The sequence below is a fragment of the Nostoc mirabile CHAB5784 genome (assembly GCF_020829645.1).
Taxonomy (GTDB): domain Bacteria; phylum Cyanobacteriota; class Cyanobacteriia; order Cyanobacteriales; family Nostocaceae; genus Nostoc; species Nostoc mirabile.
Genome location: NZ_JAIVFS010000011.1, coordinates 123162 through 142959, shown reverse-complemented (window position 1 = coordinate 142959; position 19798 = coordinate 123162). Strand labels below are relative to the sequence as shown.

Here is a 19798-nt window from a genome sequence, read left to right as displayed (position 1 = left end):
AAACCCCTGAGTTGTGGAGGTAAAAAAGAATGGAACAATCTTCAATTACTGCACCGTCATTGCCATGATGTCAAAACTGCTACTGATGGTAGTCAGAAGTCCCTCCGTGACAATAGGGAAACACATTGAGTAGCCGTGTGAAGGGACAACTTTCATGCACGGTTTCGGATGGGAGGGGTGGAACAGTAATGTTCCCCTCGACCCTGACAAGTGTGATTCCGTCGCTCGAAATGAGTTTGACGACTGATTCCTGAATTGTGTTTGATAAACTAAAGAAGAAATTGATCAATATCTCAAAATACGTATGGCAACTTATAATCTGATTGTTGATGATGTATCTCTAGTAAATTTTGCATTTTCTCCAAAGTTTAGTACAGCGATTGAATCTAAACAAATAGCAGAACAAGAAGCTAAACAAGCAGAATTTATTGCCCAAAAAGCAACTCAAGAAGCTCAAGCAGAAATCAACCCTGCTAACGGTCAAGAATCGCAAAGTTCAAATTCGTGGAGTCTCGGGATTTTTTTGGTAATTCTTCTTTTGATACTATTCGGTATATTCGGTATATCCCGTAAAAGGAGTGGCAGTAGTTACAGGAGGAGTGGTTACAGTGGTAGCAGTAGTGATAGTGGTTACAGTAGTGACGGAGGTGGCGGTGGCGGCAGTGACGGATGTGGTGACGGAGGTGGTGGCGGCAGTGACGGAGGTGGCGGTGGCGGCAGTGACGGATGTGGTGACGGAGGTGGTAGCGGCGGTGGCGGCGGTGACAGTGGCGGAGGTGGTGGCGGCGGTGACAGTGGCGGAGGTGGTAGCGGCGGTAGCAGTTAAATGAGTTTGGCTACTACTCTTGGGATCTAAACAAACGCTGTACGCATTTGAGAATCACTGGTTGTAAAAAAAAGCGTTCCTTATCACCATCTTTCATGGTTTCTACTAATGCCCTGCGCTTTAAGGATAAAAGCGCAGCCAAAATATCTCCATTTGAAGCATAATTTCCAAGTTGTAATAGTATCTCTTCACGAGTCAACCCTTGCGCTTGTGTAGCCAAATACTTGATTAGGGTTTGTTCTAGCAGCGAAATCTGCCTCAACCATTGCGCCACTAATGGCTCAAATTCACCCGTAACTAAGGTTCCAGAAGCTAAAAACTCTCCCACATCCCCAGCAAATAATTCGTGAATAAAATTTGCTGCCATGTTTAAAAATAAGGGATTGCCACCATACTGATTTACCAGGGAAATCCACTGCTGGGCATCAAAGGTGAGTTGATGATGCTGCAAAAGCTCAATTGCCCCTTCCATCAAACCACCGAGTGGGAAAATAACTGCACCATTCCCACTGAGAGTATTTAATCCTTCTGGTTGTTCTCGACTGGTTAAAATCACACAACTCGAATGATTCGTTTCCACTATCGATTGCAGAAAACCAGGGTAAGATTCGTATTCTAAACGATATTGCCCCGCACGTTGGCGTAGCCCGGCGCGATCGCCACCTAAAATCCGATCCCAACCATCAAAAACTAACAGGGTTTTTGGTGATAAAGACGGAAGCGAATCTATTGTTGGTGGAGTGAGATTAAACCCAAACCACAGAGTTTGCTGAAAACTTGATTTAGAAGATTCAGCAAGTTTTGCTGCTACAGCCGTTTTTCCGATACCCCCCATCCCTGTAATTGCAATCAGGCGCGTTCCTTGCTCAATTGCCTGGGTGAGTGTCGCCAGTTCGTAACGCCGCCCAAAGAACAAAGGAATATTTGGGATTTGGGTTTTACCAGATAGAGACAAATTTAGAGTCCGTTCGAGCAAGTCTTGCCAATTCAAACTCAAAACTTGACAAAACGCTTTGAAAACAGAAGCATCAATGGCATTACCTTGGAGGAAGCGTTTCCATGTCGGTAAAGATATACCTGCTGCAAAAACTTCCGCATTTTCCCAGTCACGCGCAGGTTCGAGAATTTGACTTGCTTCCTCTAACCACCGTGGATTATCAATTGTCCAACCTTTTTCTTGACGAGCTTGTTTAACAATTTGCAGTCCAATCAGCGATAGTTTGAGGCTAGGCATTTGAACAACAGATATCAAATCTTACCTACAAATGATAGTATTTCTTCATAACTTAGGACGAATTAGGTAATATTTGCCTCTTAACCAATGACCCCTAACTCTTGACCATTAAATAATTCGTAATTCGTAATTCGTAATTCGTAATGGGCAACTCTTAGAGACGCTAAACGCGAACGCCCCGCAACGCTTTCGTAAATTTTGTTTTGTAATGGGGATTTAACCCCAACACAAAACTTGCGTGATTTTTGAACCGGGCGACTTAAACCCACGGAACTAGTTAACTAATGACTCAAGTAGATATTCTCATCCTATCAAATGGCCCTGGAGAGGTAACAACCTGGGTGCGCCCAGTAGTAAAAGCGTTGCGGCAAGAACTAGGGGATAACCGTTCTGTAGTAAGGATTTCTGTGGTATTATCACCTTGCTCAAATGCCAGTGGTAAAGAAGCTGCGATCGCTCTTTCTTACCCAGAAGTAGATAGAGTACAGGGAGCAGAGCATTTTTGGCAATTTTTGCTTTGGGGTAAAACCTTTGACAATTGGGATTGGAGAAGTCACGGTGTAGTTGTTTTTCTCGGTGGCGATCAAATTTTCCCCGTAGTCATAGGTAAAAAGCTGGGATATCGCACAGTAGTTTACGCCGAATGGTCAGCCCGTTGGCATAAGTGGATTGATCGCTTTGGCGTGATGAAACCTGAAGTTGCTACCCGTGTCCCCCAGAAATATGCTCACAAATTCACCGTTGTCGGTGATTTGATGGTTGAAGCACAAGAACAAGTCAGCACTGCCTACTCCCTACTCCCTACTCCCCACTCCCCAATCATTGGTTTACTCCCTGGTTCAAAAGCGGCAAAATTAGCCCAAGGAGTGCCATTATGTTTAGCGATCGCCCAATATATACACGCTAAAAGACCCCAAACTAAATTTGTGATTCCTGTAGCCCCAACTTTGGATTTACAAACTTTAGCTAGTTTTGCCGATGTTAAAAATAACTCTATTGCTGAAATCTTTGGCTTTGGTGGCGCTTCCTTAATTGCCCCAGAGGACGCTAGCAGCAAAGCATTGCTCAAAACAACAACGGGCTTAACTGTGGAACTGTGGCAAGAAAACCCTGCATATCACTTATTATCACAGTGCTGTATCTGCTTGACTACAGTGGGGGCCAACACTGCCGAACTCGGTGCTTTAGGAGTGCCAATGCTTGTTTTGCTGCCAACACAGCAACTTGACGCTATGCGTTCTTGGGATGGTTTACCTGGGTTGTTGGCAAATCTACCAGGTGTAGGTACGCTATGCGCTAACGTGATTAATTGGTTATTCCTAAGATTCGTGAGACGCAAAGGTTTATTAGCATGGCCAAACATTTGGGCACAGGAAGAGATAGTGCCAGAACTTATGGGTAAACTTCAACCGCAAGAAGTTGGGGAAATGGTTTTAGACTTTTTGGCGCATCCAGAAAAATTGGCTGATATCCGCGCTAAACTCCGTAAGATTCGTGGCGAAAGCGGTGCAGCCCAAAAGATAGCACAGATTGTTAGTGAGGAAATTGGGAAGTAAAGGGAGTGGGAAACAATTCAAAATTCAAAATTATTCCTTCACTTTTTCCTATATTTATTTTAGGACTAGCCCTTTCAAGGTGGGTAAAAATTTTGGTCAATAAATTCCTCTTTACTCTGTGTTGCGCCAGTTGCTTCAAGTCGGGAAACCCGCCCAACGCACTGGCTTCTCTGCGCCTCTGCGGTTAAATAAATCACTTTTAAACCGCAGAGGCGCAGAGAGCGCTGAGAAAAAACGGCGTTGCTGATTCCATGTATGAAAATGATTTTGCATAATACCAAAATTCTAGGACTTACGCACTGTACAAATGCATCATGATGTGAATTAACGATACATAGGTTCTTTCAGGCTTTTCTTAATTAACGTGCGATCGGAAATAGACCGTGCTGTAGGGGCTAAGCTTTGCTCATTGGTGTCAACTTAACGTGAAACCCTTGCAATGACGTTATATCAAGTCCACTCAATTACTAATTAAGCCGTCGTCACCCCACCCCGCTTTTGTCTAACGACAAAATCTCCCCTCACCGGGAACGGGGAGGGGAGATTTTGGGGAGCCAGTGCGGTCTTGGGGTCTCCCCAAGTGGAGCCGGATAGCGTGTGGGGTAAAATGACTGTGGAATGAGCTTTCTGACTTAAGTTGACACCAATGAGCAATGCTGTGCCCTTACGAAAGATGTGGTTTTTAAACTTATCCATATTTGGCATTTCTTGTCAATGCATAATACCAAAATTCTTGTAGAGACGTAGCAGTGCTACGTCTCTACATCCGGATTCATACTTCAATTCAGCAACGCCGAAAAAACAATCTTATTTTACTAGTCACCTTGAAAGGGGTAGTCCTATATTTAATCGGAAGATTCTCCATCCCTGCGCCCAAGTTCATAAATGCCAGCGCCCATACAAGCTAATATACCTGTACTAATTCCCCAACTCTCACCTAAACTAATTTCCAGAACCCAGTTACATAAAGCACCAATTACCAAAAAAGGCACAATGCTAAATAATGAAGCGTAGAAGGAGTTTTGGGATTCTCTGGCTTTACGAGTCTTTTCAAATTCTGACTGGCTGGTATAAAGCGATCGCTCGGCAAAGTTAAACCAGCGATTGAGTTGCTCGATTACCCATTCATTGACTCTTGATAAAGCTAGATATAGCGCCAATGACCACAAACTCGCTCCGGCGATCGCGATCGTGTCTAACTCAAAGGAAAAAGGCAAAATTTCAGTCAGCATTGCTTATGGGAGTCCTGCAAAGGGTCAACTTTAGCTTTCAGTAGATGCTAAATAAACCTCTTGTGCAATTTTAAGCATAAAGGTTAACAAGATTTCAACTACTTGACAACTCTCTTGCTCTTTTAATCATCCGTTATCTCACAATCTTTCAACAACTCATCTAAACTGTCTGGAAATGTCCCTCGTTCAACCATCTTAGTAAACACCTGGTAGCAGTCATTTTTCGCCCCCTCTTTACGTGGAAATCCTAACCACAAAATTACAATTACTTTCAACTGTTCCGTATCAAACGCCTTAAAAAACAGCCGATACCGTTCCGGCAAACCCATCTTTTTCATCCGTCCATAGCGTTTTAACGCCCCTGTCAACGCAAAATGACTTGCAAACGGATCAGAGGAAATCTTTGTTTCAATTGCAACAGTAATTGCTGCAAACAATTTTACCGTTGCATGGGTTTTATATTCAGCCTCTGGTAATTGCTCCCGTAAATGGGAAACGCGCTCAAATAATTCTTGATACTGAGTACCAAATAGTTGTGGGTGAAAGTAAACTCCCCATCCATTACTGACAAACTTAGCCATCTTCAAATAACTCATCGTCTAATTGCACACCTGCAATTAGTTCGCGGGCAGCCTCAGACATTTCAGTTGTATAAGGTTGCAGTGTGTTATTTTTGAGCGCTTCTGTCATAGCAAAATCGAGAAACAGCCGCATCATTACTGATTCTTCTGCGTCTTCATCATCACCAAATTGAGGTAAAATCCGCAAAATTGCGGTATCCGGCGACAATACCTCTATCCAACCATCTGCATTGGCAAACTGAGGATGTTCTCGATAAAACTCAGCTGGTAGCCTAAACCCTGCACTGTTACCAATTTTGGTACTACGAATGCTGTAGGAGTTGCTCATCTTCAAGAGTATGTACATCACGTACTTACATGATAGCAATTTATGAACTGTTATCGATTTGGGTGCTATTTTGCTACATCAACACGCAATCTATCAGTCTGTATTTTAAAGAAATGCGGTAAGATATCAATCCAGATTTTGCAGCCCCATCGCAATCTTACTATGCTTCTCAATTTGCCCCATCACTTGTTTTGCTCGTTGAATAACTACGGCTGGTAAACCCGCCAATCTTCCCGCCTCAATTCCATAAGACTTATCAGCGCCTCCGGGTTGGACTTGATGCAAAAAGATAATTTGGTCGGGTAATTCCTTCACTGTTACCTGATAGTTAGCCACATTCGGCAGAATGCTAGCCAGTTCGTTCAATTCATGATAATGAGTAGCAAAAATCGTTCGCGCCCGAATATCCACTGCTATATATTCCGCCACCGCCCAAGCTATAGAAAGACCATCAAATGTTGCTGTTCCGCGACCAATTTCATCTAATAGTACCAGCGACCTAGATGTGGCATGGTTGAGAATATTCGCCGTTTCATTCATCTCTACCATGAAGGTAGATTGACCAGTTGCAAGATCATCTACTGCACCTACACGGGTGAAAATGCGATCGCATATTCCCAATCTGGCAAACTTAGCTGGTACAAAACTACCAATTTGCGCCATTAACTGAATTAATCCCACCTGACGCAAATAACAACTTTTGCCACTCGCATTTGGCCCAGTGAGAATAATTAAGTCAGGATTGTCATTTGTCATTTGTCCTTTGTCACTTGTACTGAGCGTAGTCGTTGGCGCAGCCTCTCGTAGAGAAGTATTGGTCATTTGTTCTTGGTCATCTGCTAATGACAAATGACTAATGACTAATGACTCTTCTCCCAATTGAGTCGAATTCGGCACAAAGAAACCCGCAGGTAAAGACTGTTCCACCACTGGATGACGCCCATCAACTATGTTTATCTCCCTTCCTGACAACATTTCTGGACGACAATAACCTTGATGCACCGCTAACTCAGCCAAACCACACAACACATCCGCCGCCGCCACTGCACGAGACAGATTGCGAATTACTTCCGCCTCTTGTGCTACCTCTTCCCGCAACGCCGTAAAAATCTCATATTCCAACTGATTTAAATCATCCCGCGCTGTGAGAATCCGGGCTTCCCGTTCCTTCAAATCTGGGGTGATGTAACGTTCCTCATTGGTCAGGGTTTGCTTGCGGATATAATTAGCGGGTACTTGGTCAGCTTTGGTGCGGGAAATACTGATATAATAACCAAAGGTTTTGTTAAATCCTACCTTCAGAGTGGAAATACCCGTTTTAGCTCTCTCATCAACTTCTAAATTGGCAATCCATTGCTGATCGGCTTCTACAGTTGCCTTTCTCTCATCCAACAGGGGATTTACACTAGGGCGAATCAATCCGCCTTCTTTGATTAGTATGGGTGGCGACTCTACAAGATGCGCGTGTAACTTTTGTGCTAATTCTTCCAACACACTTGGGACTTTCTGCAAAGCTTTGAGAAATGGAGAACGCGCTTGGCTTACTAAGCTGGATAATTCTGGTAAGCGTGAGAGAGAATCTGCCAAAGCTACTAAATCTCTAGCATTAGCTGTACCAGAACCCGCCCTTCCCGTCAAGCGTTCCAGGTCATAAATTTGGCGTAACAACTGCCGCAAATCTTGACGCAGGGGCGTATTTTCCATCAATTCTTGGATGGTATCTTGCCGCGCCCGAATGCCTTTAATATCGAGTAGGGGTTGCAACAACCAGCGTCGCAAGGCACGCCCGCCCATCGCTGTACTAGTTTTATCTAATGCCCAAAGTAGAGAACCGTGAAAAGTGCCATCCCGGACAGTTTGGGTAATTTCCAGGTTACGGCGGGTTTGATTGTCAACAATTAGGTAGTCGGTGACAGTGTAGCTGCGGAGTCTTTGAAGGGTGACAGGGTTTTCTTTTTGAGTATCTTCCAAGTATTCCAGAAGACCGCCAGCTGCACGAACGGCGAGGGGAAGATGATCGCAACCGAGTCCTTCGAGCGATCGCACTTTAAATTTCTGCAATAATCTAGGTCTAGCTTCGCCTTGGGAAAAGGGAACTTGCGATCGCAAACTATAGCAAAATGATGGTGGCAAACACTGGGGGAGATGCGGCGAAGTTTCTCCTGGACGTAGCAAACTACCTAAATCAGGCGCATTTGTTGGAACTAGCACCTCTGAAGGTTGCAAGCGCATTAACTCCTGTGTCAAATGTTCTAAATCACTACCTTGAGTGGTCAGGAATTCCCCTGTAGATATGTCTGCATAAGCTAAACCCCAATGATTTGCGGCAATTACTACTGCTGCTAGGTAATTATTGCGACTTGATTTGAGCATTCCTTCTTCCAGCAAAGTGCCAGGGGTGAGGATGCGCGTTACCTCACGTCGCACCAATCTACCAGCAGCTTCAGAAGCATCTTCTACTTGGTCGCAAATTACGACTGCATAGCCTTTTTCTACCAACAGCGTTGCGTAGCGTTCCCAAGCGTGGTGCGGAACACCAGACATCGCCACTCGTCCCTGTTCCCCAGCTTGCTTGCTAGTGAGAACTAATTCCAATTCTTGCGCTAGTTTTACAGCATCTTGGAAATAGCATTCAAAGAAATCTCCTACCCGATACAGCAATACCGCGTGAGGATATTTATCCTTCGTCTCGACATAATGCAAGTACATTTGACTTAGCTTACTGCGATCCACCTGTTGATGGTCAGAAATAAAAGTACTGGCATCCGGCTTGGTAGATGGAGTTTCAGAGTGAGAGGCGGTCATAGATGCTATCGAGTTACGCACGGAAATTCCACAATATTTGATGATAACGCGATGTGAAAGTTGAATGGCTATGCCTACGGCGGGCTTCGCCTACGCTCAAGGATATTTTACCTTTTTGTTCGACTGCTACGACGTGTAGGTGCTGGGGTAGCTGGTTCATAAGCCTTGAGTCCCCCATCCCCCGTAAAAATTTCTACTTGAAATGTACTACTGGTTTTGGCGTAATATTCAGCCACAGTCTTAATTGTCGCATCTCCGATAGAAATCTTTCTAGATGCTAGAGTAGGCCATTCAGTAGCCAACTGTTTCAATTGATCTGAATTCCAAAGTTCACCCACTTGAGTTTCAAAAACTCCCCAAGGTATAACTCCATCCGCTACTTTCACTAAAATATTACCGAAAGCTTGAGCAATTTCATATCGCTTAGAGTTAGCTTGTGCAATGTGATTACCAGTTTCTATAATTGTTGCTATTGGTAGTATAAACTTTGCACCTTGTTTTTCTTCTTCCTGAAAACGGGCTTCAACTCTTTTTTTATCCCATTTATCATTATCAGAACCACAAGTCTCTTTGCCAGGGACACCTAAGTAGACGCAAAGTATTGATGTATCAATAATCAAAACCTTTCTCATATTTAACTTTGCTTATTATCAGAAAGGCTCTTTTCAATTGCGCCTTTAGTTGCTAGTCTGCCTAAACTTCCCGATGCTAACAAAAGAGGAAGATTTTCAATATCTTCTAAAAGGGTAAGTTTGCTTTCTCCAGTTTCTCGATCGCGGTGTGCGACAACCACAAAAGGAACTATCTCTGGGCCTAAAGCATCAAGTAAAGCTGGGTTATGCGTAGTAAGTAAAATATCAATTTTTCTTTTACTGCCAATTTCCCGCAGTATTCTGACTAGTAATTCTGCACGCGAGGGATGAAGACCATTATCTATTTCTTCAATTACTAGTTGACTTCCTTCTGGTCGAGTAAGTAATGCTGTAATAATTGCTATAAAACGGAGAGTTCCATCTGACATAGTTTTAGCATCTATTAGTGTCATCTCTCCAGGTTTCCATTCTTCTTCACAGTAGAGCATTGCATCAGTTTTCAGTCTCCCAACTGGCTCTGCAAATACTCTTTTAATATCACCTTCTGGAAAATCCTTGATGTAGGCTGATAGAGTTGATTCGACTTCTGATTTTTGTTCACTATCTAATGCTGCTAGTACACCGGCAATATTTGAACCGTCGCTTTCTAAAGTATCAGAAAGAGAGGAATACTCTCGCATTTTTGATGGAATAGGATTTATAAGTAAAATTCTGTTGATACTTAAAGCAATCCTATCTTTGATTCGATTTTTTAAAGGTAAATAGTTTCTATTTAGTTCTGTTACTAACTCATTGATATTAATATTATTATTTAATTTAGAAGATATTTCTTCCAGTAATTTAGGCGGCATTCCTGATATATCGATAATAGATTCTGCTCTTTTTAAATTACTTTTATTATCTGATCTATCTAATAAAGTATGTGGCGAAAATAATTGAAATTTTTCTATGTCACTAGTAGAAAAATCTCCTTTAACTCTCTGGGATTGTATATATTCTTCACTAACTTTTACTTCAGGTAGTGTTTGTATTTTAATAGCATATAAATAATCCGTTTTCTCATCCTCACCTGCAACTAGTATTTTTAATATAAACTCTGTTTCTGGTTTAAGTGCAGCCCACTCTACACCACCTCGAATAGATGGAAAAATTTTATCACCTACTAAAGCTGTTTCAATTTTTTCACCTCTAGCAACTCTTTGTAAAAATTCCAAAGCCTCAACAACATTAGATTTACCACTTGCATTTGTCCCAATAAGAACAGTCAACGGGTCAAGTGGAAGCTCCGCATAACGGAAACTTTTCCAATTCTCAAGAATGAGTTGCTTAAGCATGACCAACTCCAAAAATGCTAAAATTTTATTTTTACTAATACTTTTGATAGCAACTTAGAGTGCAAATTGCAGAGTTTCATACACCTTTAAAATTTCACTCACCTAACCATTCTTCACGAGAAACTCCAGCTTGTCGTAATAGCCGCGATAATAAACCCACACTAATATCACCCTCATGAGGATTGGTAATAATTACAGTAACATCACCTCGCCGCATTTGTCGGTGCTTTCCTCCTGCATACGGCCCTTCAAAACCCAACTATTGCAGTCGTTTTACTAAATCACGCCAAGAAACAGGGGTTAATCTAGACATTTTTATACAGGTTTGGTCAGTTCATTGAGGTTCATACCAGCGATTACGGGAATCGTTAACCCCAAATGTAACCGTAGCGCTAGCCAATCACTTAAAGCCTCTCTTAATTCCCGCCTACATCCTTCTAAAGTTTGATGATTTGCCCAGACTCCTTGTAAGCTTGGAATTTCACCCCAATAAGTTTGATCTTCTTCAATGATCTCATAAACCGCTAGTTCCATTGCTTGGTCAATGTAGCTTGCCAGCATAGCAATTAAAAAATTCAGTACCGATCTAAATTTAGCTCCTACCAGTGGCGTAGGCAAAGCCCGCCGCAGGCATCGCTCAAGTTTTTCATCATTCAACATCTCACCAAAAACAACAAAGCCAGCAGAAAAAGTAAAAAATTGCGTAATTACTCTATCTAACTGGCTATATTTCGCTAAGTTTTTGATGTTTATTTTTCCGGCGGTAAATCTACACTGTAAACGATTTTTCCTACCAAGTTACGCAGTGTTACCGTCATCACTTTTGTATTTCCATCAATTTTAACTCCTCCAAAGAATTGCAAACCTTCACTTGGGGGTCGATTTGCTTTCGCACCTGGAGGAAGACTTTGAAATACCAATTGTGGGCCAAAGGTATTTTCCAATTGATTGGGGCCAAATGTGCCAGAGTTAAGAGGCCCAGCAACGAACTCCCAAAAAGGCTTAAAGTCGGTAAACTGTGCTTTAGCGGGGTCGTAATAGTGGGCTGCTGCATAATGTACATCAGCAGTTAACCAAACAACATTCTGGATATTTTTATTTTTGATAAATCGTAGTAAATCAGCAATTTCTAGTTCTCTTCCTAAAGCTGGGCCATCTCCATTAGCCCAAGCTTCAAAGTCCGTGCTACCGTCTCGAATTATCAGTCCCAGAGGCATATCACTAGCAATCACTTTCCATGTTGCTTTTGATGATAACAATTGCCTTTTTAGCCATTGTATTTGTGTTCTGCCCAGCATTTCTGTTTCTTTACTTGGTACTGGCTGACGATTAGGCGTGTTTGGCCCCCGGTAAGTGCGTTCATCCAGCATGAAAATGTCTAATAATGAGCCATGCTTAAAAGAGCGATAAATTTTCGCTTTATCTAGAGCATTTGTTTCATACCCAATAGGCAGATATTCTAAAAACGCTTGCCTTGCCCTTTCTGCTAGCAAGTTAACATCCTTAACTGTGTAGCGGTCATCGTTCAGGAGAAATTCTCCAGGATACCAGTTATTTGTGGTTTCGTGGTCGTCCCACTGTGCCAATATGGGAACTTCAGCGTTGAAACGCTTGATGTTGTCATCCAGCAAATTATAAATATAGTTGCCACGAAATTCTGTGAGAGTCTCTGCTACTTTTGATTTTTCTGGTGTAGTGATGTTTTTCCAGATTGTGCCATCGTCTAAAGTTACTTGTGGTTCAATGATGCCATCGGCATAAATATTATCGCCAGAATGAATGAAAAAGTCGGGATGAAGTTGGCGCATAGTTTCGTAAATTTTCATCCCACCGAAATCAGGATTAATCCCCCATCCTTGACCGGCAGTGTCACCACCCCACACAAAGAATATATCTCGCCCAGATTTGGGGGGAGTGCGGAAAGTGCCTTTGACAGGAGCGCTGTAAGTGCCTTTATAATCTAAATCTTGGAAAATTACCCGATAAAATAATTGTTGGTCTGGTGGCAGGTTCCTTAAATAAAGTCGTGCTGTAAAGTCGCTAGTTTTTAAAGCATTGGGCCCCACAACTCGCCGGACATTTCTAAAAGATTCGCTGGTAGAATATTCTACGATCATTTTTGCAGGGCGATCGCTGCGACTCCAAATAACAATGCTATCTTTGGAAATATCTCCACTAGCTACACCATAAGGTATAGCAGGACGCATTTTGTCAGAGGTGATAATGGCAGGCGCTTGGGCAAAAACTTGTGATTTGGATACAAGATTTGTGGCAATAATTCCACCTGCTGTGATAGTTGAACGGAGCAAAAACTGGCGGCGGTTTAGTTGCGATGGGCGATTAGATTCCATGATAAATAATGCCAAGCTTAAGAAGTATTACAGGATAAGTGTTTAGCACATTCTCTTATCCCAACAAGTAAAGATTGGGTTATCCAAGGGTTAATAGACCTCTTGCATAAATTAAACAATTTGAACCCCACCCCTTACTCCCCTCCCGGATGCTAAGAGGATGTTTAAAAAGTCATAGTTGATGTATCAAATATTTTTTTACCCCACCCTAACCCTCCCCGATATATTGGGGAGGGAACTGGATTTTCTGGTTTCCCCCCAACCCCCCGATGTATTGGGGGGCTTTAAGAGAACGTGAGTTCGACGGTTAGAAAACGGCAGGAGGTAGTGCAGGTAAATCTTTTGGGTAACAAATATAGCTTTTCAAACATCCTCTAAGGCTACGGTGTACACACAAGTCGGAAAAACTTCATCTACCAAAGATTTGCAGTTCGTTACGCTGGCGTGACAAAGCTAAATTCTTGCAATCATGGCGTTCGCATTTGTTATATCGGCGTTCGCATTTGTTATTTCGGCGAACGCATTTGTTACTTCGGCGGACGCATTTGTTACTTCGGCGGACGCATTTGTTACTTCGGCGAACGCATTTGTTACTTCGGCGAACGCATTTGTTATTTCGGCGAACGCATTTGTTATTTCGGCGAACGCATTTGTTATTTCGGCGAGCGCATTTGTTATTTCGGCGAGCGCATTTGTTATTTCGGCGTGTCCATAACGCACCCTACGAAACTACTAGAAGAGTTGAAACCTATGCTGGTCATACTTGTGTGTACACCGTAGGATGCTAAGGGGAGGGGTTGGGGGTGGGGTGTTAGGAACTTTTACAATAGGTCTAATAAAAAACTAAAACTTTATTTAAAATTACAATTATTATAAATTAACTTATCCCGATTACTTGTGAGGTTGCACTAAGCGAGTCAAGGAAATCATTCTTTCCTTAATAAATTTTTATCGTCTCGATTGGCTCGGGAATTCCAGAAAGTTACCAAAACCAATTGTTTGACCCCTTTTTCAGCACTAAACCTGTTGGCAAAGCAACTGGATTAGGTCTATCTATCAGCTATCAAATTGTTGTTAAAAAACACGGTGGTCAACTGCAATGCATATCGGCTTTTGGCGAAGGTACTGAGTTTATTATTAAAATTCCCGAGCCACTTAATTTTTAACAAATTCAGGAGAGCTTACCGTAAAACTTTAGAGTAAAAAACAAGCAATAAGCAAAGGATAGTCAAAATAATTCGTAATTTATAATTCGTAATTCGTAATTATTACCCCACGACTGAAGTCGGGGGCCTAATTGAGGAATAAATTTATTTGTCTCCATAAACTTTAGTTAGTTGCTCTGTACTTTTAATTACGAATTACGTTAGCGACGCGCAAAGCGATAGCGCCGGCGGCAAGCGATAGCGTAGCGTTAGCGATAGCGTAGCGTTAGCGATAGCGTAGCGTTAGCGAGGAACGAGCGTCGGAACGAGCGTCGGAACGAGCGTCGGAACGAGCGTCGGAACGAGCGTCGGAACGAGCGTCGGAACGAGCGTCGGAACGAGCGTCGGAACGAGCGTCATTACGAATTAGTAATTATTTGGTCAATATTGTCAATTCCCCTTAACTTACATATTTATTTTTAACTATAAGTTCCTGCTGTCTCACTTGTAATCTTTATAGGTTCCGACACGATATCATCTATCTTATTAAACTCTCCAGCCCGCCAGCTATCTGTTATATCTTTGATAAAACTGGCAATAGGAATTGCAATTAACAAACCCAGAACTCCTCCCAATTTTGCCCCCAACAGCAAAGAAATCACTACCCACACCGGATTTAGTCCAGTCAAATTGCCGAGAATTCTAGGTGCTATAAAATTAGAATTAACTTGGTCGATCGCAACAGCTACACCTAAGACTTCAACTCCTAACCAAAAGTTTTGCAACGCTACTAACAAACTTACTATAGCGATACCTACTCCTGTACCAAAGGGGAAGAGAGAAAATAAACCAATACCGATACCAAAAAGTAGAGCTAAGGGAACTTGCAACGCTAAAAACGCCAGGGTAATTGTTACTCCTAACACTGCTCCTAATGTTGCTTGACCGATGAAGTAATTGTGGAAATCCTCTCGGAGTAATTCCCGCACTCTTAACCCAATATTAGGGGGAAGCCACTGAAAAACTCCGTCCCAAAGACGTTCACCGTTCAATATTAGGTAGATAGTCAGCACTACCGCCAGCAGCACGTTCAGCACAATACCAATGGTATCGACAGCAAAACCAAGAATTCTACCAGTGAAGGACTGAAGCTGGTTAGATAATCGCTCAAGAACTTGGGTAAATAAACCACTTAAATTAATCGGAAGTTGTTGTTGGCTTAACGCCCAATCTTGGAAAGTTTGCAACTGTTGAGTACCAGAATCAATCCAACTGGGCAATATATTAGCTAGCTCAACGAGCTGTTGGATAATCAGGGGAACCAAGGTGATGCCTAAAGCCACTAAAACCACTAGAGTCAAAAGTAACACCCCTGCGATCGCCAGGTTGCGTTTTACCCCTTGTTCTTGGAGAAACTGGATTGGATAGTTCAAGACAAAAGCTAGCAGGATGGCGGCGGCGATAATGCTGACCAAGGGTTGAAAATATTGTACAACCTGGAGCAATAGCCAACCATTAAGAATGGCAATAGGAAATGCTAATCCTATAGTTAACCATCGCGGCAGTTTGTTTGCTGATTGCATTAGTGGTGACTCCACAAAATTTTTAAGTTTATTTTGGTTTTTGGCTACTAGACTCATAAAAAAGCATATCGCTATCTAAAAGATAGGGCTGTCAGTCAGCAAACTATAGAATAATATTAAATTATCTATAGGATTACTATTTGATTTTTGAATAAACACCGTACACCTCGAAAAGCCTGATTCCCTACTCCCTACTCCCTATTCCCTACTCCCTGCCCACGCAAATAATTTCAAAAATCAAAGCGGATTACTATAATTAAGTAAACTGAGAATAAAACTATTTTTTATACGGTGTATGTAGTAGTGCGATCGCACTGCCTTCTATTACTTCTATTATATTGACCTACAAATCTTAATCTCGTATCTGCCAAAATGGCAATTATAAAAAACATTAATAGACTGGCGCGTGCGAGAATTGTTAGTTAAGTTCTATTTAAGCTCCATTACAGTTAGTTGGACGCTGCTGCAAGGTGACATAACATGGAAGCTCCAGTGACTAACAGTGAAGCCGACAGGCTCAATGCTCTGGAAAAGTATAAGAGCCTCAACCTCACTGCAAAAACGGCATTTGACGATATTAACCGCTTGGCTACACAGATTTGCAAAACTCCAATCGCCTTGATCAGCCTGATTGATAATACTCGGCAATGGTTTCAATCGCAGGTGGGCTGGGAAATCTCGGAGATTAAGCGCGATACTACCTTCTGCACTCATACTATCCAGCAAACCGAACTTTATGTGATCCAGGATACTTTAGCGGACGAACGATTCGCTACAAACCCTTTGGTAATATCTGAACCCAACATCAGGTTTTACGCTGGTATGCCCCTAATCACACCTGAAGGTTATGCCATCGGGACGTTGTGCGTTATGGATTACGTACCACGCGAACTAACCACAGTGCAGAAGGAGACATTGCAAATTTTAAGCCGTCAAGTGGTTACGCAGCTTGAACTAAGGCGGTTAGCTGAACACAAGTGGGTGGAGGCTTGCCAATTAGCTAGTGAGGAGATAGAAATTAGAGTCGAGGAGGGCATCACCCAATTAAGGAATACCAACGAGCGATTGCACAACGAGATTGTGCAGCACCAACAGATGGAGATCCAACTACGCCGCAGAGAGCAAGAGCTTTCCGACTTTTTGGAAAATGCAGCTATTGGACTGCATTGGGTGGGAGCAGATGGGATGATCCTATGGGCAAATCAAGCCGAATTGAATCTGCTCGGTTACTCCCGTGAGGAGTATATTGGTCATCATATTACCAACTTCTTTGCCGACCAAGATGTAATAGACGATATCCTTCAAAGGCTGATAGCAAAAGAAACACTAAATAATTATGAGGCCAGGCTGCTGTGCAAAGATGGCTCGATTAAGTATGTCTTAATCGACTCGAATGTATTCTGGGAGAATGACCAGTTCATCTACTCGCGGTGCTTCGTTCGTGATATTACTGCGCGCAAGCAGGTAGAGGAGGTGTCGCAAAAAGCTTATGCCGAGTTAGAACTCAGAGTGGCAGAACGTACAGCCGAGCTAATCAATGCCAATGAGCAATTGCAGAACGAAATTACTGATCGTCGGCGTGCAGAAGATGTGTTGCGCCAAAGCGAGGAACGATTTCGTTGTTTGAGTGCTTGTTCACCAGTCGGTATCTTTATGGCGGATATTTATGGACAAGGTACATATACTAATCCTCGTTGTCAAGCGATTGGTGGCTTCACATTTGAAGAATCTCTGGGATCAGGGTATGCACAGTTCATTCACCCCGACGATCGCGAGTGGATGCTTGCCGATTGGGCTGCGTGTGTGGCTACAGGTCAAGAACATTTTATTGAGTATCGCTTCCAAAGTGAGAAGGGAGGTGTTCGTTGGGTTCACGCCCGATCAGCTCCGATGTTTGACGATACAGGCGTACTGATCGGTTATGTGGGAACAATCGAAGATATCACCGAACGTAAGCAGGCAGAGAAGGCACTGCAACAAGCTTACACCGAGCTAGAAAGTAGAGTGGCAGAACGTACAACCGAGTTAATCAATGCCAACAAGCAGCTCCGAGTTGAGATTGCTGAACGCAAGCAGGCAGAGAAAGCACTGCAAAAGGCTCGTGATCAGCTAGAATTACGAGTTCAGAAGCGTACTAGCGAACTAGCAAAAGCCAATGAAGAACTGCAAAAAGAAATCGCCGAACGCAAGCTAATAGAGCAAGAGCTTTTGCGCTCGAACGAGCGGTTTACGGTTGCTACTTCAGCAGTGAATTGTGTGATCTATGAGTGGGACATCAAGCAGAAAACCATTGAAAGGACAGCTGGTCTTGTCGATATTTTAGGTTATTCTCCCGAAGAAGCTCAACCCAGCTTCCAATGGTGGATTGCACGTATTCATCTAGATGAACAACAGCATTTTTGCCAGCAAATTGCGATCGCTCTGGCAAATAAAAGCGATTTTGCTCTGGAATATCGGATTTGCGATCGCAACAATCAATACCGATATGTTTGGGACAGGGGAACTATTGTCCGAAATTCTGATGGACAGGCGATCCGAATAGTAGGTAGCACCTTAGACATCACTGATCGCAAGCAGATTGAGGAACAACTACTCTACGACGCTCTGCACGACCGATTGACAGGATTGCCCAACCGGGCTTTGTTTATAGATCGGCTCGAATCGGTGCTTAAACATGCACAACGGCATACAGATTATTTATTTGCTGTCCTGTTTCTAGACTTGGATCGCTTCAAGCTTGTCAACGATAGCCTTGGGCATAGTATCGGAGATCAACTGCTAATTGCGATCGCTCATAGACTTCTGAAGTGCATTCGCCCCAGTGATACCGTTGCCCGGATCGGAGGAGACGAGTTTACAATCTTGCTAAATGATATCAAAGAGGTGACAGACGTAACAGATGTAGCTGACCGCATCCACAAGCAGCTTACCGCGCCATTCAACCTTGATGGGCATGAAGTATTCACTACTGCAAGTATTGGTATTGCTCTAAGTACAATTGGATATGACCGCTCAGAGGAACTTTTACGGGATGCCGACATTGCAATGTATCGCGCTAAGACGTTAGGTAAGGCTCGATATCAAGTGTTTGGCAAAGAAATGCATACTAGTACCGTAGCACGCTTGCAATTGGAGATGGATTTGCGGCGTGCGATTGAACGTCAAGAGTTTCAGCTTTATTATCAACCAATCGTGTCGCTGAAAACTGGCATATTATCTGGGTTCGAGGCACTTTTGCACTGGCAGCATCCAGATCGAGGTCTGATTTATCCAGCAGAGTTTATTTCTGTAGCAGAGGAGACTGGGTTAATTATCTCTATTGGGCAATGGGTGCTGCATCAGGCTTGCTTTCAAATGTATGAATGGCAACGACAACTACCTACAGATATCCCTTTGACTATTAATGTGAATTTCTCCAGTAAACAGATCATGCAACCAGACTTGATCGAACACATAAAACAAGTTTTGCAGGAAACTCACCTGGGAGCTAGTAGTTTGAGGGTGGAGATTACCGAAAGTGTGATTATGGAAAATACTGAAGCTGCAAGCTCTATCCTTTTTGAACTCAAAGCTTTAGGTATCCAGCTGGAAATGGATGACTTTGGAACAGGCTACTCTTCTTTAAGTTATTTGCATCGTTTCCCAATGGATGGGTTGAAGATTGATCGCTCCTTTATTACTAGAATAGGTATTGATGCTGAGAACTTGGAAATTGTGCAGGCGATCGTGACGCTAGCCCATAGTCTTGGGATGAACGTAACGGCAGAAGGGGTGGAAACAAAAGCACAACTAAGCCAACTTCAGTCCTTGAAGTGTGAGTATGGACAGGGATATTTCTTCTCCAAACCGGTTAATAGCGAAACGGCAAAAGCATTAATTACCAAAGGTTCACAGTGGTGAGGCTCTGATACCATTTCACCAAATACTTAGAGGTTGTTTGAAAAGTGGTTGGCTGTCATTTTAGGCACTAACTGATCCCCCCTAGCCCCCCTTAAAAAGGGGGGAACTGAAATCAAAGTCCCCCAATTTATCGGGGAGCCACTGCGGTCTTGGGGTCTCCCCAAGTGAAGCAAGTGGCGTGGATTTAGGGGGATCTAGAACGTTTTGTTACTGAGAAGAAAACTTTTCAAACATCCTCTTAATAGAAATATAGGAATCATATCATGTTCGGCTGATTAGTTGTCATTGCAAACGTTGTGTTCGCAAAGCGTCTCTAAGAGTTGCAATCTC

The 19798-nt window shown here is 42.9% G+C and carries 16 protein-coding genes and 2 pseudogenes; 5 read left to right on the top strand and 13 right to left on the bottom strand.

Annotated features, from left to right (window positions below):
• The first annotated feature begins 6 nt into the window (after window positions 1–6).
• Complete coding sequence (locus LC653_RS10610; protein ID WP_229494442.1) at window positions 7–129, top strand: HNH endonuclease; 123 nt, start codon at window positions 7–9, stop codon at window positions 127–129.
• Window positions 130–271: 142 nt separating this feature from the next.
• A pseudogene (locus LC653_RS10605) lies at window positions 272–484 on the top strand (SPFH domain-containing protein); the annotation flags it as partial.
• A 355-nt stretch (window positions 485–839) separates the two neighbouring features.
• Here LC653_RS10605 and LC653_RS10600 read toward each other — a convergent pair.
• On the bottom strand, window positions 840–2060 hold the full coding sequence (locus tag LC653_RS10600) for an ATP-binding protein (protein ID WP_229494435.1): 1221 nt from the start codon (window positions 2058–2060) through the stop codon (window positions 840–842).
• Between the two features lie 284 nt (window positions 2061–2344).
• On the opposite strand from LC653_RS10600, the gene LC653_RS10595 reads away from it, so the two are divergent.
• The gene (locus LC653_RS10595) at window positions 2345–3616 is read left to right on the top strand and encodes a glycosyltransferase family protein (RefSeq protein ID WP_229494434.1); all 1272 of its coding nucleotides are present in this window, start codon (window positions 2345–2347) and stop codon (window positions 3614–3616) included.
• A gap of 471 nt (window positions 3617–4087) precedes the next feature.
• Here LC653_RS10595 and LC653_RS10590 read toward each other — a convergent pair whose 3' ends face one another.
• The 11 genes from LC653_RS10590 to LC653_RS10540 form a co-directional block, all read right to left on the bottom strand.
• Entirely contained in the window at window positions 4088–4312 is a 225-nt protein-coding gene (locus tag LC653_RS10590; protein WP_229494433.1) for a hypothetical protein, read from the bottom strand.
• A 149-nt stretch (window positions 4313–4461) separates the two neighbouring features.
• Window positions 4462–4848, bottom strand: coding sequence for a hypothetical protein (locus LC653_RS10585; protein ID WP_229488208.1), 387 nt, complete (start codon window positions 4846–4848; stop codon window positions 4462–4464).
• A gap of 122 nt (window positions 4849–4970) precedes the next feature.
• Window positions 4971–5429 (bottom strand): type II toxin-antitoxin system YhaV family toxin, encoded by a 459-nt coding sequence (locus tag LC653_RS10580; protein WP_229462068.1) that lies wholly within the window; start codon window positions 5427–5429, stop codon window positions 4971–4973.
• Complete coding sequence (locus tag LC653_RS10575; protein ID WP_308189069.1) at window positions 5422–5757, bottom strand: hypothetical protein; 336 nt, start codon at window positions 5755–5757, stop codon at window positions 5422–5424. The genes LC653_RS10580 and LC653_RS10575 overlap by 8 nt, the downstream gene beginning before the upstream one ends.
• Before the next feature lie 126 nt (window positions 5758–5883).
• Window positions 5884–8562 (bottom strand): DNA mismatch repair protein MutS, encoded by a 2679-nt coding sequence (gene mutS, locus LC653_RS10570; protein WP_229494431.1) that lies wholly within the window; start codon window positions 8560–8562, stop codon window positions 5884–5886.
• A gap of 107 nt (window positions 8563–8669) precedes the next feature.
• On the bottom strand, window positions 8670–9194 hold the full coding sequence (locus tag LC653_RS10565; protein ID WP_229494430.1) for a hypothetical protein: 525 nt from the start codon (window positions 9192–9194) through the stop codon (window positions 8670–8672).
• A 2-nt stretch (window positions 9195–9196) separates the two neighbouring features.
• Window positions 9197–10489 carry an AAA family ATPase gene (locus tag LC653_RS10560; RefSeq protein ID WP_229494429.1) on the bottom strand — a complete coding sequence of 431 codons (1293 nt, stop codon included), beginning with the start codon at window positions 10487–10489 and terminating at the stop codon, window positions 9197–9199.
• A 94-nt stretch (window positions 10490–10583) separates the two neighbouring features.
• Entirely contained in the window at window positions 10584–10748 is a 165-nt protein-coding gene (locus LC653_RS10555) for a type II toxin-antitoxin system HicA family toxin (RefSeq protein ID WP_229494428.1), read from the bottom strand.
• A gap of 56 nt (window positions 10749–10804) precedes the next feature.
• Window positions 10805–11149: a type II toxin-antitoxin system HicB family antitoxin gene (locus tag LC653_RS10550; protein WP_229494427.1), complete on the bottom strand. Its 345-nt coding sequence runs from the start codon at window positions 11147–11149 to the stop codon at window positions 10805–10807.
• 89 nt (window positions 11150–11238) lie between these two features.
• Window positions 11239–12840 carry an alkaline phosphatase D family protein gene (locus LC653_RS10545; protein ID WP_229494426.1) on the bottom strand — a complete coding sequence of 534 codons (1602 nt, stop codon included), beginning with the start codon at window positions 12838–12840 and terminating at the stop codon, window positions 11239–11241.
• Window positions 12841–13293: 453 nt separating this feature from the next.
• On the bottom strand, window positions 13294–13560 hold the full coding sequence (locus LC653_RS10540; protein WP_229494425.1) for a hypothetical protein: 267 nt from the start codon (window positions 13558–13560) through the stop codon (window positions 13294–13296).
• 239 nt (window positions 13561–13799) lie between these two features.
• On the opposite strand from LC653_RS10540, the pseudogene LC653_RS10535 reads away from it, so the two are divergent.
• Window positions 13800–14006 (top strand): annotated as a pseudogene (locus LC653_RS10535) (sensor histidine kinase); the annotation flags it as partial.
• Between the two features lie 458 nt (window positions 14007–14464).
• Here the strand turns inward: LC653_RS10535 and LC653_RS10530 are convergent.
• Window positions 14465–15568, bottom strand: a complete 1104-nt coding sequence (locus LC653_RS10530) for an AI-2E family transporter (RefSeq protein ID WP_229494424.1) — start codon at window positions 15566–15568, stop codon at window positions 14465–14467.
• Window positions 15569–16048: 480 nt separating this feature from the next.
• Between LC653_RS10530 and LC653_RS10525 the strand changes: the two genes are divergently transcribed.
• Window positions 16049–19468, top strand: coding sequence for a bifunctional diguanylate cyclase/phosphodiesterase (locus LC653_RS10525; RefSeq protein ID WP_229494423.1), 3420 nt, complete (start codon window positions 16049–16051; stop codon window positions 19466–19468).
• Window positions 19469–19798 lie beyond the last annotated feature (330 nt).